Raw genomic sequence first — 22435 nt, forward strand, 5'->3', positions numbered from 1 at the left:
AAAACTCCGGAGAGGCTTTAAATTATTGCTTTGTAAAAATTAAATCCTTCGTTTCCGGAAGATAAATTGTTGTATCCAAATTAGGGGGACACTTTTCAGCTGTTGTAACAATATCGTTGGGTCTATACTCCCATGAAATTTGCGTAGAACTAATTTTTATCAATTTAATTCCTCCAAAACCTATGTTGCAATTAGTTCCATTGTATATCAATTCAGCCTTATTTCCGTTATCTGTAACCCATATACTATAAATTGTATGCTTGAGATCATCTGCTGGTAATAGCATGTTCTTCGTATCCTGAAGAACAGTTCCTGAAGAATTTTTTATGATATATTTTACGGACAGAACATCTATATATACTTTTTGACTACCATAATCAAAAAATTTATCATTCTCCTTAGAAATGTATAGTGTGATCTGATTCCCATTGTATGTTGAAAAATATGTTCCAACAAAAGATTGAAGCTCGTTATTAGTATCTTTTATATGAGACATATTTGGAACGTTATCTAAAGAAGTTAATAGAGGATAAATTTGTTGAGCATTACATGAAATTAAATTTCCAACTATTAATAACATTAGTAATATTTTTGATTGTATTAAATTCATATTTTATTTATTTTTTTATGGACAAGGCGTTCCAACAGGCACACCAATATTATTTAAAGATATATTATTGACAGTTCCATTAGATTCTACTCTTTGTAAACTGACTTTTCCACTTAAATTCATAGTTTTTAGTGTTTCGAGAAATAATTTTTCCAACCTTTTCCATAAGCAAAAAACCGCCTTTCAGCGGTTTATATCTATTGCTTTGTGAAAATTAAATCCTTTGTTTCTGGAAGATAAATGTTTGTGTCCAAAGTAGGAGGACATTTATCTGCTGTAGTTACAATATCATCTGGATGATACTCCCAAGAAATTTGTGTTGCATTTATTTTTTTTAAATAAATATCTCCCCAGCCAACACTACAATTTGTACCGCTATAATAAAATGTGATTGCATTTTTAGAAGGACTCGTTCCTATGATATATAATTCAATATCAGTAACATTATTCTGAGTATCTTGCAAAATAACTCCTGATAAATTTTTCACAATATACTTTACAATTAATGCATCCATATAATAATTTTTTTGCCCTGTTTGCTCTAACTTGTTTTCTTGTTTAGTAATAAATAAAGTAATTTCATTACTATTGAAATTTGCTTTGTAAGCTCCAATATAAGGATTCAACTCATTATTTAAATCCTTTAGATAAGCACCCTTTGGAATATCTAAAAAGGGTGTGTTCATTGGCGAAATTTGCTGTGATTTACAAGAAACCACAGTAAAAATTATTAAAAGCAAAACACTTTTCATTATTGCTTTGTAAAAATTAAATCCTTCGTTTCCGGAAGATAAATTGTTGTATCCAAATTAGAGGGGCACTTAGCAGCTGTTGTTGTAATATCATCCGGATAGTAGTCCCAAGATATTTGACTAGCATTAACTTTTTTTAATATTATTCTTCCCCAACCTACACTACAATTAGTGCCACTATAAAAAAAGTTCACTTTATTTTGAGCAGGTGTAGTACTAATACTATATAATTCAATATCATATACATTATTTTGAGTATCTTGTAAAATTGCTCCTGTAGAACTTTTTACAATATACTTTATTATTAAAGCATCCATATAGTAATCTTTTTGTCCAGTTTTTTCTGGTTTTTGTTCTTGTTTGGTTATATAAAGTGTAATTTCATTTCCATTAAAGTTAGCTTTATAAATTCCAACGTAAGGTGTGAGTTCATTATACAAGTCTTTTAAATATGAGTTTGGGGGAACTTCTTCATAATCTGCATTTAATGGATAGACTTGTTGAGCTCTGCAAGAAATAAAGTTTGTAATTAAAAGAAAAATTACTATTCTTAAATATATTGTTTTCATATTTTATTTTTTAAATTAAATTAAATTAAGGACAAGGTATTCCAACAGGCATACCATTACTATCTTCATTTACATTATAAACTGTTCCATTGGGTTCTACACGTTGTAAGTTTACTTTTCCACCCAGTCCCATATTTTTTAAAGTATCAAAGTATAGTTTTTCGAGTCCTATTTGGTTAAGTTTAGCTCCATTATTACTCGAATATAATGGATTTTTCAATAGTTTATCCACTTTTTTTTGATAATCTTTTTCAAATTGTTTCATTTGTGCAGGAGTATAAACATAACCTCCCAATTCCGCACCTGTTCCTGTATAAGTTATTACATAGTTTATAAATTGCTGATTGCTTGGTGGACAATTACACCATTCCGCTGCAATCATCCCAAAATAGGCATTTCCAACACCGTCTTGTATACTTTGGGCGGCTGCAAATCCAAATAATGTTTCTATATCTGGTGGAGAAAACATGTGTGTTCCTGTTGCTGTATGATTATGATAACCTCCGTAACCATCCGTTACATCACTAAAAATAACATGATGAGAAGCATTAACATTTGCTGGAACTATTGTTCCATCTTTTTTCTCTTTGAAACCAATCTCACCTGCATTTATATTGCTTAGAGTATTTAATGCTTGGGCTTTTACATTATTTATGCCTGTTTTTACATTGGATCTGTTCAGCATTTTCTTCGTTTTCTCACAAGGGCTGTCCGCTGACAGATATTGATTATAAAACTCTTCCCACGCAGCATTAGGATGGTCCATAAAATATTGTACCGCTTCATTGTGAAAATTCAAATTTTCTGTATTATTGGCAGTAGAATAATGGTTGAGGTAGCTCTCTATGATATTCTGGTAAATATCTACATGCTCATTTGCCCATTGTCGGTACAACGCTCCCGGAAGCTGTTCCCAAAACAGATAGGCTCTCAATGCTCTTACATAACCCGCATCGGTAGAAGGAGGAAGATTGGGATCAAAAACATATCCGCTCGGGTCGGTAAGATATACAGCAGAGCCACCCTCTGTAATAGGGTCTACAGGAGGAGGTGGATTGGAAGGGTTTCCGTTATTCTGACCGCCAAAACCACCGGAGTTGTCTCCGCCACCACTTCCTACACAAACGGTTAAGGTTTCCAGGCAGCTCTCACATTTGTCGCATGCATCCCAACTGGAACCGTTTTTACAGTGCCATACACTCACGCTGTAAGAAGCCAGGCAGTCTTCATAATTTGAAGTTTTGGCAAACGCATTTTTGTGAGAGTGCTTTTGGGCAACGGAAGCCGCTTCGGAGTCGTAAAGAACGTAAGGAGTATCCCCTATTATCCTTATAATAGAATAATGAAGCGTGCCGTCATTTCTCTTGCGGTACACGATATTATAAACATCCTGGGGATTACCAAACAAAGAATAGATCCTGAATGAATAGGTAGAAATATCTGCGTTGGCTTTAATACGGTTGATCGTTTCTGTATCAATAAGGAACCCCAGAAAGTGTGTCGTCATACTCTATGCTTTTTTGCGAGATGCTTAGCGGTGAAATCACCTCTCCAACTTTTTGAATCTGTGTTTCTTTTTGGAAAGCAGCAAAGGAAATAATATCCCGATTTCTATTTGCAGAGGATTCATTTAAAATATCCTGCTCATTCCTACAGGAAAATAAGGAAAGGAACACCGTTACTAAAAACAGCCATGAAATTTTCTTTCTCATCATTTGCATTTGTTGTTTTAGTTAATAATTCTTTTTACCTATAGATGCATGTTTTATCCGTAAGGTTGGAAAGGGATAAAACCAATCTATAGTTGTGCGGCAAATCTAAAGAAAATATTTCACATGCATCTGAACTAAAGTTGTAAAATCGCCAACAAAAGTTGTATTTAATTGGTTTTTACTTAATCTGCTTCATTCAAATAAACTCTGTTTATTCTTAATTTTAACATTAAGAAATTTAGTTGATTAAGCTGAAAAAGATAAGAAATCAATACATTGATTTTAAATGAAGATCATTAAGAAAAGATATCTTAACTTCTTAATGGTTAAAAAAATTATATCAAAAAAAAATCTTAATCTTTATGCTTTTTGCGTTAAACCTTCGGTTTGTAGTTAATTAAAAGTTTAAAAAAGTTTAATGTAAAAATAGTAAATTAGCTGAAAATTATTTGATATGTCTTTAGGAACTAAACTCAGGGAACTGAGAACAGGAAGAAATTTATCGCAGACACAGGTCGCTATGGAGCTTGATGTTTCGCAGACCGCTTATGGTAAGTGGGAGAGTGACCAGTCGAAACCGGGACTCGATAACCTGCTGAAAATTTCTGAATTTTATGAGACGGATATTTATGATCTGCTGGAAAATAAAGATGGAAATCATAATTTTAATAATACATATGATAATTCGTTAATAATGCGGTAAAAACTATCAATTATTATATATCAGAAAAGCTTGTAGAGCAATACGAAGAGCGCATCAAAGAACTACAGGAAAGGAACCAGGAGCTCAAAAACCAGCTTGCCTTCTGGAAAAACCAGGCTGAAAACAGCAAATAATATCTAATCTTCCGGAAAGTTTGCCGCACCCTCGCGGGAAGTTTTCCGGAAATCCGGAAAGCTTCATGCACTCCTGCAACAACTTTTCCGGTAACCCGGAAAGCCTGTTGCACCCCTGCGGCAAACTTTCCGGAAAGCAGGAAACCTTCTTGCACCTCCGCAACAAGGTTTTCCGATAAAAACGCAAATAATGTAAAAAAATATGAATACAATCGAATTACAATTACTTCGCAATGCAGAATACCTGCAATACGTAAAAGACTTCTCAGGAATTATCGCCCTGAACAATCCCGCAACCTTACAGATTGATGCCAAGCTTTCCGCCTTCAATACCAAAATTTCCGATCTGGAAAACTTGTATAAGAAAGCATTGGCCAACGAGAAAACACAGGATCTCTTGCTGTTGGATGAAAGAAGGGACAATGCCATTAACGGAATTTATTATTTTCTTTTGGGGCATTCTTATCATTTCGAAGCAGATAAAAAACAGAAGGCACAATTGCTTCTCGACAATATGGCTCTGTATGGCAGCGGTATTGCGCGTTTAAACTATCAGGCAGAAACCGCCACGCTTAACAATCTCATCAGAGATTGGGAAAACAAACCAGAGCTCATCGATGCGGTTGCCTCCTTTAATCTTTCTGCATGGATCAATGAGATGAAAACTGCCAATGACCTGTTCAACACAACTTATCTTTCCCGTACCCAGGAATACGGAGATGCCAATCCGGAAACCATTAAGTCCAAAAGGGAAGAGGTGAATTCCGCTTACTACGCATTGCGTGACCGGATCGATGCGCTTCATCTCTTGGTGGAAACCCCGCCGTCACCATACGCAACCGTCATCAAGCAGCTGAATGCGCTTACGGATCAATACAATGTGCTGCTGATGAATAGAAAAGATGTCCCGCCTTTAGAAGGAAAATAAGAACTACCTTAACCATAAGAAAGTAATTAGCCCAGGAAACCCGTCAATACATTGGCGGGTTTCTTTACACTGTGACAGGAATAAGATTTGTATTACTTTATTAACTTTGCATTACGTATTAATACCAGTTCACAATATTTAACTTTAACAAATACTTTTACCTACCTTGAATCAAAATATTCCATTAGCAGAAAAATTAAGGCCGAAGACACTGGAAGATGTTCTCGGGCAGGAACACCTTACCGGCGAGAAGGGAACCATACGGAAGATGCTGCAGAATAATACGCTGAATTCCTTAATCTTCTGGGGGCCGCCGGGAACAGGAAAAACAACCCTGGCGGAAATTATTTCGGAACAGTCGGGAAGGAAATTCTATAAGCTTTCTGCCGTTTCTTCGGGAGTTAAAGATGTTCGCGACGTCATAGAAGATGCTAAAAAACAGAATCTTTTTTCGGGAAAATCTCCGATTTTGTTTATTGATGAAATCCACCGGTTCAACAAATCGCAACAGGATTCGCTCTTGCATGCTGTAGAGAAAGGATGGATCGTTCTGATCGGTGCCACCACCGAAAATCCGAGTTTTGAAGTGGTTTCGGCATTGCTTTCAAGAAGTCAGGTGTATATCCTTAAAGCACTGAGCTATGAAAAACTTGAGGAATTAATCGATATTGCTCTTGAAAGATTTAATACTGATGAAAAGTCGGATTTTAAGATTATTGAAAAAGAAGCATTGATACAATATTCAGGAGGTGATGCAAGGAAGCTGATCAATTCTGTGGAGCTGGTGCTGAATCAATATAAAGGTTCTGGCAAGAACGAAATTCAGAACAGTGATGTTCTGGAAGTATTGCAGGAAACGATGGCATTGTATGATAAAAACGGCGAACAGCATTATGATATCATTTCGGCATTCATCAAATCGATGCGCGGAAGCGATCCCAACGGAGCAGTATATTGGCTGGCAAGGATGATTGCAGGCGGTGAGGATATTAAATTCATAGCGCGGAGAATGCTGATCCTGGCAGCAGAGGATATCGGACTCGCCAATCCTAATGCTTTGATGATGGCCAATACCTGTTTTCAGGCGGTCAATGTGATCGGAAATCCGGAAGCAAGGATCATCTTAAGTGAAACGGCGGTTTACCTGGCAGTCTCACCCAAGAGCAATTCAACGTATATGGCCATTAATGAAGCATTGGCGCTGGTAAAGAAAACAGGAAATCTTCCTGTTCCTTTGCATCTGAGAAATGCACCCACCAAGCTGATGAAAGACCTGGACTACGGAAAAGAATACAAGTACGCTCATTCTTATGAAGGTAATTTTGTAGACCAGGATTTTCTTCCGGAAGAGATTCGGGATGTAACCTTGTATCAGCCGGGCAGCAATGCAACGGAAAAGAAAATCTATGAAGAACTTAAAAAGAAATGGAACAATAAATATTAATGTCAGATTACGGCCAAATAAAAAAGGATACTTTGTTTGAGTATCCTTTCTTTATATTTTAATTTTAAAAATTATTTCTTAGCAGCAGTAGTGATAGAAACGGCTTTTGCCCCATGGTTATCTATAACTTCCATTTTATTCAGGATATCACCGAAAACCTTTGTATCGCTGTTTTTAAATTCATAGCCATCAATAAATACGGGTGTATCTTTGGCAAGGCCATAATACACATTGAGTTCAGAAAGTGGAATCCTGTCAATCGCTCCTTCCTCGCTTTTTAATTTGTATACTACCAAACCGTTTGCAGCGATAAAGCTGTATTTTTTAAGATTTTGCGGAAGTTCTGCCGCAGATTTGTAAGTCTGTGTACTCTGAATAGCATTTTTATGATTGGCAGTAAACATATCTACTGTTCCGACAATATCATCAGCTACTGCAAATTTTGTAGAAGCATTCTTCTGAGCAAATAACGTGACAGAAGACAATAATAAAAAGGAGTAGAGCAATTTTTTCATAATGTTTTTGGAATAAGTATCTGTTAAAAACTTGATAAATATAGTTATTTTTTAGAAAGCGTAAAGAAAATTTTACAATAATTTAATCAAATCATTAAAAATAAACCATTTTTCAGTTTGTCTTATCTGTTTCTTGCTTTTTTTCAACCATGGTTGCCACTATATTTTTCAGTCGCTGGAACAAAAAAGAGCTGAGCAGCAAAATAATACCGAGAATAATAAATGCAACAATCCTTGAAACATTATCCATTTTCCAGACATCATACAAATAAAGCTTGATAATGGTGATGCCCAATAAGGTAAATCCTGCCTTTGCATATTCTCTGGCATCGGTTTTCAACCCTTTATAAATAAAAATGCTTGCCAGTATGGCCCAGATAATCGGAAGGTAAAGAAGAACAAAATATTCCTGAAGTTTTTTCATGTCGGCGATATTTTCCGAGCGTATTAAAAGATAAATATGGTTTGCTTCCATGCTTACAGCGATTACAACAGCGGTTACAAGAAGCCAATAAGAAAGCTTTATTTTAAAAAAAGATGAATGGGGAATAATTTTTATTATCATACAGATTAAGGGAAGCAGGTATGTCCCATACATGAAATAAAAGTTTAGGTTAATATTTTTCATCATAATATGGGTGATGATTCCGGAACCGGCGATGATGGTGTTCAGAATAATCAGGGAGAAAAAGATATACAATAATCCTGTTTCAAGCATTCTTCCGATCTCAAGTTTTCTTCCGAAAAGCAGAATGATGAAAATAAAATACAGGCTGAAAAGCATTCCGATACTGAAAATAATGATCAGTGGTTCTTCCGAAATGTGATAAATAATTTCTGATAACATCGCAACATAAAAAACCCCATAACTTACCGCCGAAAACAGGTTTTCAAAAAAGCTGTCTTTTGGTTTCTGTTGCATTCTTTTGAGCAGTCTAAGGTTGATAAAAATGGTAAAGACGGTGACCAGGCTCGTTAGAAATACAGGGTTGAAAATAATGCGTAGATCTTTTGCATCCATATATTCAGCCCAGGTTATCACTTGGGCAATGATCACCAGGGGGAAGAGGATGTGAAAAAAGCCTCTGAAGATCCGAAGACCGGTCTTTTTCCAGATGAAAAGAAGAAGTGTGGCTTCAATAGCCCAGACACTGGTGATTAAATGAGCGCTGAACTGAAGTGCGAAAGCGATGGTAATAAGACTCACTACAATTCCTGAAAATACCGAATGAGCAGTATCCAATCTTTTCTCGTTATGTTCTCTGTACAGCAGAATCCCATTGAGTAAAGCAAATCCTGTCGGGAAAAGAATAATAGGATCATATTGTAATTGTTTGAAAATAAACACCGTCCCGATAATGGCTGTCAAGTTCACCAGAATAAGCATTAGAATATAAGCAGGCAATAATTTCTTTTGCGTGAAATAATTCTGTAATGCAAATGCGTAAAAAATAATATAACTTATTACATAAAAATATACTGCATTGATTTCTGTCTTTGCAAACGTCCAGTAAAAAAGATAAGTGCTGGTGAAAACAAATGAAATCCATCCAATACTTTTCCATTTTTTAAGAAAGGCAATTATAAGCATCCCGACATTGATGACGGAAATATAAGTAAACAGAAACAGATAATTGCTTTGTCCGGTACTGATCATCAATGGCGCAAGAAATCCTCCGAACAGCGAAAAAATGATGAGGATTTCACTTTTATAATAATAGGAAAGAAATAGGGAAACCAATGTTACACAACATGTAATTGAAAATGCTGCATTCTGCGAAAACAGATGATACTCCCGAAAGGCAATGGTTGTCGTAAAATAGAGTGCGGCAATACCACCCCCTGTGATAATGGAAGCGAAAACGGCGTAATTTTTTCTCAGAAAATGCCCGATAGCGATTATTCCCGCACCTACTGCAAAACCTATTGCTGCTCTTGAAATTTCGCCAATCCAGTTGTTGTCAATCGCATATTTCACAAAATACCCGATTCCCAGAACCAATGTGAAAATCCCGGCTATCGCCAGTGCATTTTGCTGTAAAAATTCAAAAACGGGACTTATCTTTATGGCTGGTTCCTCTTCGATATCGTTATTTTCGCAGGGCTTTTCCTCTTTTTCAATAATCTCTTCGGCTGCTGGCAACAGTGGGTTTTCCGGAAGATTTTTTATTTCCTCTGTGCGGTTTCCGTCTTGTTCTTCCCTGATTTTCAAAATTTCTTTTTCAAGGCTCCTGATCCTTTTATTCAGGCTGCTGAAAAGAATAATAATGATGATACATAAAATGATGATCAGGATGTACATTTTTTCCGGATTGATGTTATTCAAATATAATCAAATGTTTACAAGCAAAAGATGATCTGTAATGGTAAATTCTTTTAGATAAACTAAAATTTTAACTTTCTAATCCAAACTCTTTGTAATTGCCTAGGAAATAAGTTTCAGCATGCAGCGCTTTTAATTCTTCCAGAGCATTATGGTGAAGTGCAGATTCCCATTTTCCAACCACGTTGATGAAAAAGAAATAATTACCCAGTCCGGTTTTAAGCGTTCTCGATTCTATTTTGCTGAGATTCATTTTTCGCCATGCAAATACCGATAATACCTGATGAAGGCCTCCTGCATGATCTTCCGGAAGGGTAACCAGCAATCCTGATTTTTCACCTAAAACTCTCAGGTTTTCATTTTCATAGCTCTCCGGATCTTTGGAAATAATAATAAACCGTGTATGATTCTGCTCAAAGTCATGGATATTGTGATGGATAATTTTAAGTCCGTACAGATTGGCTGCAAACTGATTGGCAACGGCTGCCAAATTTCTATCCGGATTTTCTGAGACATATCTTGCCGCGGCGGCAGTTGAAGAAAAGTCCTGCTTTGGAACTTCTTTGAAATGCGTATCCAGAAAATGAAAGCTCTGGGCTAAGGCCTGCGGATGAGAATAAATTTTCTTAACAGATCCTGAGTGTGAGTCAGGATGTACCATAAGATGATGGGCAATCGGCATTACTGCTTCAGCCAGTATTTTTATTCCGGGTGTTTTGTATAAGTAATCCAGTGTCATGGAAACTGTTCCTTCGATAGAATTTTCCAGGGGGACAACGGCTTTTTTCACTTCGCCTTTTTCTACCGCTTTAAAGCAGTCGAGAATGTTGGGTTGAGGAATAAGCTCTTCTTCCGGGAAGAGCTGAATCGCTGCAAGCTGTGTAAAACTGGCCTCCGGGCCCAAAAATGCAATCTTCATTATTCTTTAATTTATTCTTTCCAGTTTTCTTTAATCAGTTCCATGAGGTAATCCGGGCATTTCACTAATTTATTGGTTTTAGCGTCAAGAAAAAAAAGTGTGGTAGAAGCCTCTGTAATTTTAACATGTTTTTCGTTAAAAATTTCATATTCGAATTCAATTCTCACACCCGGAATTTTTTTAACATAGGTGTGGATTTCCAGTTCTTCATCATAAAAAGCCGGCCGCAAATACTTAATTTTATACTCTGAAACAGGCAGCCAAATTCCTTGATTTTCAATCTCATTATAAGACATTCCGATGCTGCGGAAAAGTTCTACCCGGCCAATTTCGAGGTACTCTGCATAATTGCCGTAGTAAACGTATTTCATGGGGTCTGTTTCTCCGTAACGTACTCGTAATGAGTGTTTTGTGTGTATCATTATTCCTGCTTATATATACATACAAATATATTTTTAAATAATCAATAAGCGCAATATTTTTTTTTGAAATAAAAAATTTAGACCTTTGTCTTCCTTCTATAAAACAATACTAACTAAGAATTAATCGGGGCATAAATTATGAATGAAAATTTAATGTTGACATGGCAGAAGTGCCTTCAGTTCATGCGCGATAATCTAAACGCTGCTGAAGACAATTCTGATCTTAAAAAACTTGAAAAATCTTTCGATTTACTGTTTGATAAAGTACAGCCAATTTCTTTGGTTGACAACAATCTTACATTAATGGTCCCGAGTGATTTTTACAAGGAATATATTGAGGATAACTACCTGTCCTTGCTTTCTGCTGCCCTGAAGAAAAATATAGGAAAAGGTGTAAAATTATGGTATTCGGTGATGGAAAATAAGCCTTCCGGTTTAGAAAAGCCCGTTACCATGAATATGAAAGGAAAAACCGTTCCTACACCTAAAGTTCAGGAAACAATGCCTCAGGGATTTTCATCCAATATCGTCAATCCTTTTGTAGTGCCGGGAATCAAAAAAGTAAATATTGATTCCAACTTAAAATCGGATTTCTCTTTTGATAATTATGTAGAAGGAGAGAGCAATAAATTTGCGGCAACCGTAGCAAGATCTATTGCCAAAAGACCGGGAGCAACAGCTTTCAACCCTTTATTTTTATATGGAGGATACGGAGTAGGAAAAACCCATCTTGGCCAGGCGGTAGGACTGGAAGTGAAAAGCCAGTTTCCGGATAAGGTAGTTTTGTATCTGTCTTCTGAAAAATTCATCCAGCAGTTTATTTCGGCTGCCAAAGCCCACAAACAGACAGAATTTGCCAATTTTTACCAGATGGTGGATGTTTTGATTATTGATGATATCCAGTTTCTTTCCGGTAAATCTGCAACCCAGGATAGTTTCTTCCATATTTTCGATTATCTTCACCAGAATGGAAAGCAGATTATCCTGACATCTGATAAAGCTCCGGCTGATATCATGGATATTCAGGACAGAATTGTTTCCCGCTTCAAATGGGGACTTTCCGCAGAAATTAAATCTCCGGATTACAGCACCCGTAAACAGATTATCGTTGATAAACTAAGCAGAGATGGTATCGTCCTTACTGAAGATATGCTGGATTTCTTGGCATCAGAAGCTAAAACAAATGTAAGAGAACTCATCGGGGTGATCAATTCCGTGATTGCGTATTCTACCATTTATAAATCAGATTTAAGTCTTGAATTATTAAAGGATACCATCAACAAGATTGCAGCGAACCAGAAGAAAATTATCAATATTCCTTATATTCAGGAAGTGGTTTGCGATTATTTCGGGATCAAAAGAGAACAGCTTTTATCCAAAACAAGAAAAAGAGAAATCGCGCTTCCAAGGCAGCTCGCCATGTATTTCGCAAAAGAGCTTACGAATGCAACCTTTACTAAAATAGGTGAGGAAATGGGAGGAAAAGACCATTCAACAGTAATGTATGCCTGCGAAACAATTAAAGATGTTTCTAAAATCGATAAAGAGGTGAAGAAATACGTTAAGGAATTATCCGAAAGAATTAAGCAATAAGAAATTATTTAATGTAAATATTGAAAATGGAGAATAAATTTTATTCTTCATTTTTTATTTAGTTTTGTCTGAATTTAATTTTATTACAATACCGCCATGAAAATACTGATGGTCTGTCTCGGAAATATTTGCAGAAGTCCGCTTGCCGAGGGAATTATGAAAGCGAAAGCTCCCAATAATTTTTATATAGATTCTGCAGGAACCATTTCACTCCACGAAGGGAAACACCCCGATAAAAGAGCCATACAAACCGCAGCCCGCCACGGAATTGACATTTCCCAACAGAGATCCAGACCCATCACTAAAGCAGATTTTGAAAAATTTGATAAAATTTACTGCATGGATGTAGATGTATTGGCAGACGTAGTTTCCAAGGCAAGAAACGAAGACCAGCGAAAAAAAGTTTCCTTATTTCTGGAAATCCTGGACGATCATCAACATGCTGAAGTTCCGGATCCGTATTGGGGAGATATGAAAGAGTTCGAAGAAGTTTTTCAATTGCTGGATCGTGGTTGTGAAGCTATTTTAAAACAAATTCCGGCATAAAGCTTTACCTTTGCTTAATGATGTCAATTTTACAGGACATCTAAAATTTTAAACTTTAAGAAAGACTAAAAAATAAAACAATGCTTTTTCTACTTCCTGCTTATCTTTCGGAAAATACTTCTATCAGTCATTTTTCACCAGTGATAAAAGATTATATCATGCAGACCGATTACTTTTTCGTGGAAAATGAAAAAACCGCAAGAAAAGTGGTAAAATTCTTTGCCCCCGAAAAGAAGCAATCTGATCTTAAACTCTTTCTGCTGGATAAGTACACTGAAAACGCGGATATTAAAGAAGCGCAGGAAATGATGCTGAAAGGGCAGGACTTTGGATTGCTTTCTGAGGCCGGACTTCCCTGTATTGCAGATCCGGGGAGTCTCATGGTAAAATGGTGTCACGAAAAGAATATTCGGGTGATTCCTATTTCGGGTCCTTCGTCTATCATTCTGGCGTTGATTTCGAGCGGTTTCAACGGGCAGGAATTTACCTTCAACGGCTATCTTCCGATTGATAAAGGTGAAAAGAAGAAACAGATCCTTCATCTGGAAAACCTTGTTCAGAAAACAGGTTATTCGCAGATTTTCATGGAAACCCCCTATCGCAATAATCAACTTTTTGAAGATTTAATCAAGTTTTTATCTCCCAATACAAAGCTGTGCATTGCTGCCAATATCAACGATCCGGAGCATGAATTCATCAAAACCAAAACCATAAAAGAATGGCAGAAACAGAAACCGGAACTGCATAAAATTCCGGCGGTTTTTGTTTTAGGGAAATAGAAAATTTACATCTCACGCTGATTTTGCAGATCGAGCAGATTTACGGTCAAATTTGATTTCTATATTTGTTAAAAGATGCTTTCCTTCGACAAGCTCAGGATAAACTCTTGTCTCAGCATGATATCTCTAATACTAACTGTTGTTATGTAGTGGTGTAAGACTGAACCTTTCAAGGTCTTTATAATAGAGAATACCTAAGTATTATGCATGCTAGTTATTTTAAAACAGTGTCAGACTGAGCTTGTCGAAGTCTTTTGGTAGAGACTTTTATTAACAGGCATTTACCCTCTATTTTTTCTTCCTGTTTCTCCATTTTCTCCAAAGGAAAACAACCACAGGAATCAGCAGGAAGAAAGGCCAAAGCGAAACGACTCCCAACAAGAAAGCTACAAAACTGTTCCAGCCTTCCGTTACCGAATCGCCGAACCGGCTTCCAAAACCAATTTTCGATGTCGCAGAACTTCTGATTTTTTCTTTGTATAAACTCAGATTTAAAGTGCTGTAATTTACACGGTCATCAATAAAACGAAGCCTGCCTTCCGCAATGTCAATTTCATCTTCCAGAGCACGAATATTTTCCTGGATTTCCAAAATGTCTTTCGTTGTTTTTGCGCTTTGCAGCATGTCGCGGTATTTCTCAAGATAGATTTTTTTGTTTCCGAGTTTTATGGAAACGTTAGTATATTCTTCCGTTACGTCATTGGATGAAATGTTTTTTGACAGGACAGAACCTATTCCATTAGAAAAAGAATGGATCAATGCATCAAAATTCTGATGAGGAACTCTTATGATAATATCTAAATTTTCATCGGTATCCGTATTCTGAAACTCTTCTTTCTGAATATACGCTTTGTTGTTTTTAAGAATGGAATTGATCTGTTCCTGAGCCTTTTTGATATCGCCAACCTGAATTCTCATTTCACCGTTTTTGATAATTTTCTTGGTAATTGTATTACTCTGCGAAGGCGAATTTTCAGAACCAACTTCCAGATTGGGAGGCATCATTTTTTCAGACACTGAAACTGGGGCACTGACTCCTGCTACCTTATCTTCCTGGATGATATCAGCCATATTGGCATTAAGTGCCTGCGGTTCATTTTTTTTACAATGTATAAGAAATAAACAGAATAAAGGGATCAGTAATTTTTTCATGGATAAAAGTTTGATTGAATCACAGCAAAAAGTGTACTGAAAATTTTATCAGAACGGCAATGATCGGTTTTTCTCTTTTTTAACCAATTATTTTAAAAGCAGATTGAAATAATTTTATATTTTTAGTCCATGAAAAAAAGTCTTTTAGCTATTGTTTTTTCTCCATTTTTACTATTTGCCCAGGAAGTTCCGAAACTTACCGATGAGGTGGCCGTAAAATTATCCGAAAAGCCGCTTCATTGCATTACTCAGGAATATCCGAATAAAACCGCACATATCATCAACAATGAAAATGAAGTTCCTTTAAGTCCGAAAGCACTGCATCCCAGCTTTTATGGCTGTTTCGATTGGCACAGTTCTGTACACGGACACTGGATGCTGGTTCGTTTATTAAAAACAAAGCCGGGACTTTCCATTGCAAAAGACATTGAAAATACGCTGGATCAATCATTCAGCAAAGAAAATCTGCAGGCAGAAGCAGATTATTTTACCAAATATCAGCTTACCGGAACTTTTGAAAGAACCTATGGCTGGGCGTGGCTTCTTAAGCTCGATGAAGAGCTCACTACATGGAATCATCCTAAAGCAAAAATATGGCATCAGAACCTTAAACCGTTAACAGATAAGATTCTTGTGGCCTGGAAAACCTATCTTCCAAAACAAACTTATCCGAACAGAACGGGTGTTCACCCTAACAGTGCTTTTGCCATGGCTTTCGCGGTGGACTGGGCAAGGTCGGCGGGAGATAAGGAATTTGAAAATCAGCTGATTGAAAAAGCAAAATATTTTTATTTAAAAGATGAAAAAACGCCTGCCTATCTTGAACCGGACGGATCAGATTTCTTTTCTCCGAGCCTCGAAATAGCAGATTTAATGCGAAGGGTTTTACCACAGAAAGAGTTTGTACAATGGCTGGATACGTTTTATGAGAAACGCAGTATTCAAAATATAGAAAAAATCCCCGTTGTGAGTGATCTCTCAGATTATCAGACGGTACATTTAGTTGGTTTATCTTTTTCGAAGGCGTGGTGCATGAAAGGAATTGCAAAATCTCTTCCCGATAATCATCATTTAAAAAAGGAATTTCAGAAAACAGCAGCCGTATTCCTGAGCAACGGGCTTCCATTGCTTTTCCAGGGAAATTATGGCGGCGATCACTGGCTGGCAAGTTTCGCAGTGTACGCTCTGGAAGATTAATCCCATTTAAAGCGTGATGCTGATAGAGTGAAGTTATGTAGCTTAAAAACTAGCTCCCATCTTCAATCATCAGTTTCAATCATCAATCATCAATCATCAATCATCAATCATCAATTATTATATTTAATATCTGATTCCCAATTTTTTAAGGATAAAACTCAGCAGCCAGATTGGCCCGACTAAAAGAAATTGTAAATCTTTAAGAAAAGATGGTTTTTTTCCTTCAATTTTGTGGCCCACAAACTGGAAAATCCAGGTGATTACAAAGACCGAGAAGTAAACGATCCATGAATTTTCTTTAAAACGTATATTGATTCCATACGCAAAGCTTTCCATAATCACCATCAGAATAAACATGATGATGCTCACAACAAACGAAAGCCTCATGTAAAAGATGGTAACCAAAGCGATGGCTGTAAAGCTCACGTAACTAATTTCACCGATGTAGATAAAGCCGATCGACTTTGACGGAATAAGGGAAATAAATCCTAAAATGCTCCAGAAAATCAACGGAACACAGATCCAGTGGATCAGTTTATTGGTAGAATTCCTGTGGCTTTCACTGTATTCTGCAAAAAGCAAATCAATTTTTCTCATAGCTGTAATTTGGACACACTAAAATAATAAATTTTTGTAATCACTCAGCAGATTGCTTACATTTGTTCTATGTCTGTCCTAGAAAAATTCGGAGTTGAAATTTTTACACAACATAATATTTTCGAGAGAATTGCTGTCGACAAACCTTTCCGTCCTGAAAATCCTGCCTTTATCTTTATAAAATCTGGAACGATCAAGCTGAAACAGCATTTTCGGGATCTGGAACTTTCCGCCAATATGTTCATGGTTACAGATCCGCAGACGGTCTATGAAATGATCTCGGTGAGCGATGATTTTCAATCCAGAATGGTATCTTATAAAAGAGAATTTATTTCTGCTTTATCATTAAAATTCAACAGATTAATTACATACCGGTATTTTCGTCAGCAGATGAACATCGGCGTTCCTTTTCATGCCGATGAAATGGAAGTCGTATGGAAAAGCGTTAATTTCTTAAAATATATGCTAGATTCTGAAACGGAAATGACCTATAAAAAAGAGATTGTGGAACATCTGTTTTCCGTATTCTGCTACCAAATGGCCGGAATTATTTCCAAAGAAGACAGCAGTGCCATGAACCAGATGTCAAGACAGGAAGAAATTGTTTTTGTTTTTCTGAATGATGTGGCTAAATATCATACAACTGAAAGAAGTGTAGAGTTTTATGCAGGACGGCAGTCGATTACAACCAGACATCTATCGTCAGTCGTTAAAACGGTTACCGGCAAATCGGCCAGTGAGATCATTGCCTTAATTGTGATCAATGAAGCAAAGGTGCTTCTGAACTCCTCCAGTAAGCCGGTATCCGAAATTTCTTCTATCCTGGGTTTCAGTGATCAATATTCGTTTTCTCATTTTTTTAAGAAACATTTAGGCGAGAGCCCGACACAGTATAGAAACCAGTTCGAAAATTAAAATCTTACATTTGAACATCTTTTTCCAAAATTCAAACATTTGTTTGAGTCTGGAGGTGCCATAACTTTGCATTCGTAAAACAAGGTAAAATGGTACAGAATATAAAAACAGTGCTGTCATTAATGATAGCAGTCTTTCCTGCGCTGTCTTTTTCACAGGAAATAAAACAGATGACGGCAAATGAAGTAGCAGAACTTGCGCTACAGAACCATCAGCAGCTGAAAGTTTCTGCACAGAATATTGATATCGCAAAACAGAATACAAATGTTGTAAAATTGCAGAAACTCCCGAATATTACCGCTTCTACAAGTCAGTTTTATTTGGGTGATGCTGTAGCGATAGATAAAGATTTTTCAAACTCTGCCAACGTTCCGATGCCTCATTATGGAAGTTCGTATGGGGTTCAGGCAACCCAGCTGATCTTTAAAGGCGGACTGGTGAATAAATCTATTGAGATGGCGGGTCTTCGCGAGCAGCTTTCTGAGCTTGATCTGGAGAAAAACAAACAGGATGTGAAAATTCTGGTGATGTCCAATTATCTGGATGTTTATAAAATCGTAAATCAGGAGAAGGTTTTTCAGAATAACAAAAAGCTGGCTCAGGAAAGGCTTAAGAATATTCAGAAATTTTATCAGCAGGGAATGGTGACCCGTAATGAAGTGATCCGTGGGGAGTTGGCGATCAAGAACCTGGATCAGGGCATTCTTACATTAGCCAACAATAAAAAGATTCTTAATTATAATTTAAATATTGCCCTCGGATTAGCTCCGGATACGGAAATCGTTCCCGTTGAAAGTCTGGAGAACAAAGAATCAGGAATTGGTATTGACTATTATCTGAATCTTGCCCATGACAACAATCCTCTGCTAAAGTCGGCACAAACCAACGTGAATGTTGCCGACAAAAATATCGAAATCATTAAAACGGATAAGGCACCAACCATTTCAGGATTTGGAGGATATAGTTTGCAGAGACCGATAACCACCAGAAATCCTGTTCTGGATATGTATTCAGGAGGATGGCAAACCGGAATTTCCCTCAGCTATAATATTGATAATTTATATAAAACCAAAGAAAGGGTAAAATTGGGAGAGCTTCAGAAAAACCAAGCCAATGATGCGGTTACGTTAACACAGCAGAATGTAGATATGGCAGTAAATGCTTCTTATATCAAATATCAGGAAGCAATTCAGCAGGCAGAGATTCTTAATGATGCTAAAAAATTAGCAGAAGAAAACTATAAGATTACGGAAGCAAAATACCTTAATCAGCTTGCGGTTCAGGCGGAAATGATCGATGCGCAGAATCAGAAATTACAGTCGGAATTAGATTATGCCAATGCAGAGATCAATGTGCTGTATCAATATTACAATCTGCGGAAATCAACAGGGACATTATAATTTTTTAAGGTAAATATAACAATGGAAAACAAGGGACAAAATATTCAGAATACAGCTTCGGCACCGGTACAGACCACCGCTGCAGCGAAGAAAAAAGAAAATAAAAAGAACAGGATCAGAGCAATTATCTCCAATATCATTGTATTTTTGATAATCGGTTTCGGGCTATTCTGGCTGGTACGGGAATATTTCCATGTAGGTGATAAAACCTATACGGAAGCAGCTCAGGTGGAAGAATTTATTAATCCTATCAACACCAGAGTTTCTGCATACATCAAAGAAATTAAATTTATAGAGCATCAGCCTGTAAAAAAAGGAGATACCCTGGTTATTCTTGATGACCGTGAAATTCTTACACAGCTTGGCCAGGCAGAAGCAGCTTATCAGAACGCTCTTGCCCAGAGAACGGCTACCAGTTCTTCTGTTAATACAGTATCCAACAATGTCAGTGTTATGGAATCCAATATTGCCGGAGCAAAAGCAAGGCTTTGGAATGCAGAGCAGAATCTCAACCGGTATAAAAATCTTTTGGCTTCCGAAGCGGTGACCAGGCAGCAATATGATCAGGTAAAAACTGAATATGATGCTCAGAAAGCAGCGTATGAAACTTTAATCAACCAGAAGCATTCGGCGAGCCTTTCTACAACAGAAGTGAAAAGCAAATTAGGAATTAATGATGCCGAAATTAAAAGAACAAAAGCGGCTCTTGATATGGCGAAGATTAATCTTTCGTACACGGTAATCACTGCACCTTATGATGGTGTAATGGGACGAAGAACCATCTCCGAAGGTCAGCTGATCCAGCCCGGACAGCAGGTAGCCACCATTGTATTAAACGGGCAAAAATGGGTCACTGCCAATTTTCTGGAAAGCCAGATGCCTGATGTTAAAATAGGAGAAAGAATGATGATGACTGTGGATGCGTTGGGCGGAAAACAGTTTGAAGGCGTGGTAACGGCAATTTCTGCGGCAACAGGATCGAGATATTCCAGCGTGCCGACCGATAATTCTACCGGAAACTTTATTAAAGTGCAGCAGAGAATTCCGGTGAGGATAGAATTTACCGAGTCTAATAAAAAAGCCGATCTCAACAAACTGAGCGCGGGAATGAATGTGAATTTAGTGAGTAAAGTGAAAAGTGAAAAGTGAAAAGTGAGAAGTGAGAAGTGAGAGGTGAGAGGTGAGAAGACCAAGTATAGTACAGATTGTAAATTCATAAAATCTGTTCGAGTCTTTATACATTTTTCTTACTTCAAACCTCTTGAACCTTTATAATTTTACTTTTTCACTTTTAACTTCTCACTTCTTACTTTTCACTTCCAACTTCTCACTTCCATAATACAAAATCTATGTACAACAAAGGACTATACAACGACTGGGTTCCCAAACCGCTACAGCTTCTTCTTATCGTATTGCTGCTTGCCGTAGTAATGCCGTTGGGAGGTGTATATACAGGAAACATCAGCTATCTCGTAAACGGAACCGGTGCCATGACAGAATATTTCATATGGGCCAATTACGCCACAACCATCGGAATGGGTGCCTGTATGCCGATTGTTCTCAGGATGAAAATGAGATTTAAGGTCCGTGATAAAATGACGGTCTTGCTGGTGCTTTTAGGGTTATTAAGTTACCTGAATTCCACAACCTATGATCCTATGATCTTTGTGTTCAGCTCACTGGTGATCGGGTTTTTAAAAATGATGGTAACGATAGAGCTGTTTCTTCCGCTGATGGCGATGATCGGCAACCGCGGAATATTTTACGGGGCATTTTATACTTTTGTTCTGGTGCTCAATCAGGTCGCAGCTTATTATGCTGTTGATATTTCAATACGTTACAACTGGCAACAGTTTTATATCATCGCTGCAGTTGGATGTTTCATACTGGCCTTGCTGCACTGGGTTTTTATGCACGACAAATATTTTGCCTTAAAAGTTCCCCTGCATTATATAGACTGGCTCAGTGTATTGCTTTTTGTGGCTACTTTTATGTTTTCAGCGTATGTTTTTTCATTTGGAAAACAGCAGGACTGGCTTCATTCAACCAAAATCATCAATGCCGGAATTGCGGCTTTCGTGAGTTTTGCATTGCTTGCCATTAGGCAACAGACTTTAAAGAGACCTTATTTATCTTTTAAAATTTTCGCTAAAAATAATGTGCAGCACGGATTGTTTATGCTTTTATGTCTGGGTATGTTTTTAGGAACAACATCCATTCAGAATACTTTTGCAGTAGGGGTTTTAGGATATGATCAGCTCACCAATGCCAAATTGAATCTTTTAATGATTCCCGGGTTGGTTCTTGCAGGTATAATGGCTATTGTCTGGTTTAAAAAAGAAATCCCGCTGAAAATGTACATCTTTTTGGGGTTTGCCGCCATGTTGGCATATGCCATTATTATGTATTTTTCTATGGTGCTGGAATTCAGCTATGATTACTGGTATCTCCCGATGTTCCTGAAAGGATTTGGAATGGGAGCGCTGTTCATTTCCGTTTGGTTTTACACCCTGGATAAGCTTGAGATGGATGATATGCTTGCCGCAATCGGTCTGGTTCTGGTATGGAGAACCTTTCTGGCAGTGGGTGTTTTCTCTGCCTTGTATTCCTGGTTTCAGTACCGTTTTCAAGTAGTGGCGGTTGGTGATCTTGCAGTCTATATGGATGGAATGACGGTAACACCGCAGAATGTGGCAGGTAATTTAAAGCTGATTCAGCTGAATGCCATTATCATCGCTTCCAAAAAAATATTCGGATACATTATTCTGGCCGGAATGGGTGTTTTGATCTATGTTTTTACCCATCATTTCGGAAAAGAACGTTTCGTCTCTATGCGTTTTATCAGAATGCTTACGGGTAAATCGGTGATTGCCAGAAGAAGGCTCCGTGAAAGAAGAAAACTTTTAGAAGAAATAAAAGACGCAGCAGGACCTGTGTTGTAACGATACCTTGTTTTTCATTTACTCAGTCAGAGCTTCATTTTATTTATAGAATGGAGCTTTGCATTTTTTACCGGATTATCTTTTAAAAGTGGTTTTTTGGCCGAATTCGCTGCTTTTTGTTACTGCGGTGCTGACGTACTGTTGAAGGTGCGTTGACCGCCCGATCTATGAAGTACTGACCGTGCATAACAGGATGATTCTTTAGGTTGATACAATCCTTGCACCTTTTATACGGACTAAGGTTTTCTATAATATTAGAAATATCCTATCTAAATTAGTATTC

At 37.2% G+C, this 22435-nt stretch carries 23 protein-coding genes; 11 read left to right on the top strand and 12 right to left on the bottom strand.

Annotated elements, in window-relative coordinates; translation table 11 throughout:
• Positions 1-22: 22 nt before the first annotated feature.
• The 5 genes from BUA76_RS09705 to BUA76_RS09725 all read right to left on the bottom strand — a co-directional run bounded on the left by BUA76_RS09705 (position 23) and on the right by BUA76_RS09725 (position 3646).
• Complete coding sequence (locus BUA76_RS09705; RefSeq protein ID WP_143149892.1) at positions 23-610, bottom strand: DUF6705 family protein; 588 nt, start codon at positions 608-610, stop codon at positions 23-25.
• A gap of 197 nt (positions 611-807) precedes the next feature.
• On the bottom strand, positions 808-1362 hold the full coding sequence (locus BUA76_RS09710; RefSeq protein ID WP_072884609.1) for a DUF6705 family protein: 555 nt from the start codon (positions 1360-1362) through the stop codon (positions 808-810).
• Positions 1362-1931 (bottom strand): DUF6705 family protein, encoded by a 570-nt coding sequence (locus BUA76_RS09715; protein ID WP_072884610.1) that lies wholly within the window; start codon positions 1929-1931, stop codon positions 1362-1364. Before BUA76_RS09715 ends, BUA76_RS09710 begins: the two co-directional genes overlap by 1 nt.
• 25 nt (positions 1932-1956) lie before the next feature.
• The gene (locus BUA76_RS09720; protein ID WP_072884611.1) at positions 1957-3438 is read right to left on the bottom strand and encodes a hypothetical protein; all 1482 of its coding nucleotides are present in this window, start codon (positions 3436-3438) and stop codon (positions 1957-1959) included.
• On the bottom strand, positions 3407-3646 hold the full coding sequence (locus tag BUA76_RS09725) for a hypothetical protein (RefSeq protein WP_143149894.1): 240 nt from the start codon (positions 3644-3646) through the stop codon (positions 3407-3409). The genes BUA76_RS09720 and BUA76_RS09725 overlap by 32 nt, the downstream gene beginning before the upstream one ends.
• 451 nt (positions 3647-4097) lie before the next feature.
• Between BUA76_RS09725 and BUA76_RS09730 the strand changes: the two genes are divergently transcribed.
• Positions 4098-4346, top strand: a complete 249-nt coding sequence (locus BUA76_RS09730; protein WP_072884613.1) for a helix-turn-helix domain-containing protein — start codon at positions 4098-4100, stop codon at positions 4344-4346.
• A gap of 13 nt (positions 4347-4359) precedes the next feature.
• On the opposite strand, the gene BUA76_RS09735 is transcribed toward BUA76_RS09730, so the two are convergent.
• Positions 4360-4635 carry a hypothetical protein gene (locus tag BUA76_RS09735; RefSeq protein ID WP_178337327.1) on the bottom strand — a complete coding sequence of 92 codons (276 nt, stop codon included), beginning with the start codon at positions 4633-4635 and terminating at the stop codon, positions 4360-4362.
• A gap of 47 nt (positions 4636-4682) precedes the next feature.
• Here BUA76_RS09735 and BUA76_RS09740 point away from each other — a divergent pair, with 47 nt between their 5' ends.
• Positions 4683-5408: a DUF6261 family protein gene (locus tag BUA76_RS09740; RefSeq protein WP_072884615.1), complete on the top strand. Its 726-nt coding sequence runs from the start codon at positions 4683-4685 to the stop codon at positions 5406-5408.
• Positions 5409-5574: 166 nt separating this feature from the next.
• The gene (locus BUA76_RS09745) at positions 5575-6852 is read left to right on the top strand and encodes a replication-associated recombination protein A (protein ID WP_072884616.1); all 1278 of its coding nucleotides are present in this window, start codon (positions 5575-5577) and stop codon (positions 6850-6852) included.
• Positions 6853-6923: 71 nt separating this feature from the next.
• Here BUA76_RS09745 and BUA76_RS09750 read toward each other — a convergent pair whose 3' ends face one another.
• The 4 genes from BUA76_RS09750 to BUA76_RS09765 all read right to left on the bottom strand — a co-directional run bounded on the left by BUA76_RS09750 (position 6924) and on the right by BUA76_RS09765 (position 11031).
• Entirely contained in the window at positions 6924-7367 is a 444-nt protein-coding gene (locus BUA76_RS09750; RefSeq protein WP_072884617.1) for a hypothetical protein, read from the bottom strand.
• Between the two features lie 112 nt (positions 7368-7479).
• Positions 7480-9669: a DUF2339 domain-containing protein gene (locus tag BUA76_RS09755; RefSeq protein WP_072884690.1), complete on the bottom strand. Its 2190-nt coding sequence runs from the start codon at positions 9667-9669 to the stop codon at positions 7480-7482.
• A gap of 91 nt (positions 9670-9760) precedes the next feature.
• Positions 9761-10609 carry a prephenate dehydratase gene (pheA, locus tag BUA76_RS09760; RefSeq protein ID WP_072884618.1) on the bottom strand — a complete coding sequence of 283 codons (849 nt, stop codon included), beginning with the start codon at positions 10607-10609 and terminating at the stop codon, positions 9761-9763.
• Positions 10610-10620: 11 nt separating this feature from the next.
• Positions 10621-11031 (bottom strand): acyl-CoA thioesterase, encoded by a 411-nt coding sequence (locus tag BUA76_RS09765; RefSeq protein ID WP_072884619.1) that lies wholly within the window; start codon positions 11029-11031, stop codon positions 10621-10623.
• 138 nt (positions 11032-11169) lie between these two features.
• Between BUA76_RS09765 and dnaA the strand changes: the two genes are divergently transcribed.
• The 3 genes from dnaA (at position 11170) to BUA76_RS09780 (ending at position 13949) form a co-directional block, all read left to right on the top strand.
• Positions 11170-12624 carry a chromosomal replication initiator protein DnaA gene (dnaA, locus tag BUA76_RS09770; RefSeq protein WP_072884620.1) on the top strand — a complete coding sequence of 485 codons (1455 nt, stop codon included), beginning with the start codon at positions 11170-11172 and terminating at the stop codon, positions 12622-12624.
• 96 nt (positions 12625-12720) lie between these two features.
• Positions 12721-13170: a low molecular weight protein-tyrosine-phosphatase gene (locus BUA76_RS09775; protein ID WP_072884621.1), complete on the top strand. Its 450-nt coding sequence runs from the start codon at positions 12721-12723 to the stop codon at positions 13168-13170.
• Positions 13171-13250: 80 nt separating this feature from the next.
• Complete coding sequence (locus BUA76_RS09780) at positions 13251-13949, top strand: SAM-dependent methyltransferase (RefSeq protein WP_072884622.1); 699 nt, start codon at positions 13251-13253, stop codon at positions 13947-13949.
• A 288-nt stretch (positions 13950-14237) separates the two neighbouring features.
• Here BUA76_RS09780 and BUA76_RS09785 read toward each other — a convergent pair whose 3' ends face one another.
• Positions 14238-15101: a DUF4349 domain-containing protein gene (locus tag BUA76_RS09785; RefSeq protein ID WP_072884623.1), complete on the bottom strand. Its 864-nt coding sequence runs from the start codon at positions 15099-15101 to the stop codon at positions 14238-14240.
• 129 nt (positions 15102-15230) lie between these two features.
• Between BUA76_RS09785 and BUA76_RS09790 the strand changes: the two genes are divergently transcribed.
• Positions 15231-16298, top strand: a complete 1068-nt coding sequence (locus tag BUA76_RS09790; protein WP_072884624.1) for a DUF2891 domain-containing protein — start codon at positions 15231-15233, stop codon at positions 16296-16298.
• 123 nt (positions 16299-16421) lie between these two features.
• Here the strand turns inward: BUA76_RS09790 and BUA76_RS09795 are convergent, their stop codons facing one another.
• The gene (locus tag BUA76_RS09795; RefSeq protein WP_072884625.1) at positions 16422-16895 is read right to left on the bottom strand and encodes an Mpo1 family 2-hydroxy fatty acid dioxygenase; all 474 of its coding nucleotides are present in this window, start codon (positions 16893-16895) and stop codon (positions 16422-16424) included.
• Between the two features lie 69 nt (positions 16896-16964).
• Here BUA76_RS09795 and BUA76_RS09800 point away from each other — a divergent pair, with 69 nt between their 5' ends.
• From BUA76_RS09800 to BUA76_RS09815, 4 genes are all read left to right on the top strand, one after another.
• Positions 16965-17810: a helix-turn-helix domain-containing protein gene (locus tag BUA76_RS09800; RefSeq protein WP_072884626.1), complete on the top strand. Its 846-nt coding sequence runs from the start codon at positions 16965-16967 to the stop codon at positions 17808-17810.
• Between the two features lie 89 nt (positions 17811-17899).
• Complete coding sequence (locus BUA76_RS09805; protein WP_072884627.1) at positions 17900-19210, top strand: TolC family protein; 1311 nt, start codon at positions 17900-17902, stop codon at positions 19208-19210.
• 21 nt (positions 19211-19231) lie between these two features.
• The gene (locus BUA76_RS09810; protein WP_072884628.1) at positions 19232-20359 is read left to right on the top strand and encodes an HlyD family secretion protein; all 1128 of its coding nucleotides are present in this window, start codon (positions 19232-19234) and stop codon (positions 20357-20359) included.
• A 200-nt stretch (positions 20360-20559) separates the two neighbouring features.
• Positions 20560-22152 (top strand): MFS transporter, encoded by a 1593-nt coding sequence (locus BUA76_RS09815; protein WP_072884629.1) that lies wholly within the window; start codon positions 20560-20562, stop codon positions 22150-22152.
• The last annotated feature ends 283 nt before the right edge of the window (positions 22153-22435 follow it).

This window comes from Chryseobacterium takakiae, from assembly GCF_900129385.1.
GTDB lineage: Bacteria > Bacteroidota > Bacteroidia > Flavobacteriales > Weeksellaceae > Chryseobacterium > Chryseobacterium takakiae.

Excerpts from the sequence above, each read along its gene's own strand:
- BUA76_RS09725 (WP_143149894.1), bottom strand. The coding sequence starts at position 3,646 with ATGATGAGAAAGAAAATTTCATGGCTGTTTTTAGTAACGGTGTTCCTT.
- BUA76_RS09800 (WP_072884626.1), top strand. The coding sequence starts at position 16,965 with ATGTCTGTCCTAGAAAAATTCGGAGTTGAAATTTTTACACAACATAAT.
- BUA76_RS09810 (WP_072884628.1), top strand. The coding sequence starts at position 19,232 with ATGGAAAACAAGGGACAAAATATTCAGAATACAGCTTCGGCACCGGTA.
- pheA (WP_072884618.1), bottom strand. The coding sequence starts at position 10,609 with ATGAAGATTGCATTTTTGGGCCCGGAGGCCAGTTTTACACAGCTTGCA.
- BUA76_RS09715 (WP_072884610.1), bottom strand. The coding sequence starts at position 1,931 with ATGAAAACAATATATTTAAGAATAGTAATTTTTCTTTTAATTACAAAC.
- BUA76_RS09740 (WP_072884615.1), top strand. The coding sequence starts at position 4,683 with ATGAATACAATCGAATTACAATTACTTCGCAATGCAGAATACCTGCAA.
- BUA76_RS09785 (WP_072884623.1), bottom strand. The coding sequence starts at position 15,101 with ATGAAAAAATTACTGATCCCTTTATTCTGTTTATTTCTTATACATTGT.
- BUA76_RS09750 (WP_072884617.1), bottom strand. The coding sequence starts at position 7,367 with ATGAAAAAATTGCTCTACTCCTTTTTATTATTGTCTTCTGTCACGTTA.
- BUA76_RS09765 (WP_072884619.1), bottom strand. The coding sequence starts at position 11,031 with ATGATACACACAAAACACTCATTACGAGTACGTTACGGAGAAACAGAC.
- dnaA (WP_072884620.1), top strand. The coding sequence starts at position 11,170 with ATGAATGAAAATTTAATGTTGACATGGCAGAAGTGCCTTCAGTTCATG.
- BUA76_RS09705 (WP_143149892.1), bottom strand. The coding sequence starts at position 610 with ATGAATTTAATACAATCAAAAATATTACTAATGTTATTAATAGTTGGA.
- BUA76_RS09775 (WP_072884621.1), top strand. The coding sequence starts at position 12,721 with ATGAAAATACTGATGGTCTGTCTCGGAAATATTTGCAGAAGTCCGCTT.
- BUA76_RS09795 (WP_072884625.1), bottom strand. The coding sequence starts at position 16,895 with ATGAGAAAAATTGATTTGCTTTTTGCAGAATACAGTGAAAGCCACAGG.
- BUA76_RS09780 (WP_072884622.1), top strand. The coding sequence starts at position 13,251 with ATGCTTTTTCTACTTCCTGCTTATCTTTCGGAAAATACTTCTATCAGT.
- BUA76_RS09720 (WP_072884611.1), bottom strand. The coding sequence starts at position 3,438 with ATGACGACACACTTTCTGGGGTTCCTTATTGATACAGAAACGATCAAC.
- BUA76_RS09710 (WP_072884609.1), bottom strand. The coding sequence starts at position 1,362 with ATGAAAAGTGTTTTGCTTTTAATAATTTTTACTGTGGTTTCTTGTAAA.
- BUA76_RS09755 (WP_072884690.1), bottom strand. The coding sequence starts at position 9,669 with ATGTACATCCTGATCATCATTTTATGTATCATCATTATTATTCTTTTC.
- BUA76_RS09790 (WP_072884624.1), top strand. The coding sequence starts at position 15,231 with ATGAAAAAAAGTCTTTTAGCTATTGTTTTTTCTCCATTTTTACTATTT.
- BUA76_RS09730 (WP_072884613.1), top strand. The coding sequence starts at position 4,098 with ATGTCTTTAGGAACTAAACTCAGGGAACTGAGAACAGGAAGAAATTTA.
- BUA76_RS09815 (WP_072884629.1), top strand. The coding sequence starts at position 20,560 with ATGTACAACAAAGGACTATACAACGACTGGGTTCCCAAACCGCTACAG.
- BUA76_RS09805 (WP_072884627.1), top strand. The coding sequence starts at position 17,900 with ATGGTACAGAATATAAAAACAGTGCTGTCATTAATGATAGCAGTCTTT.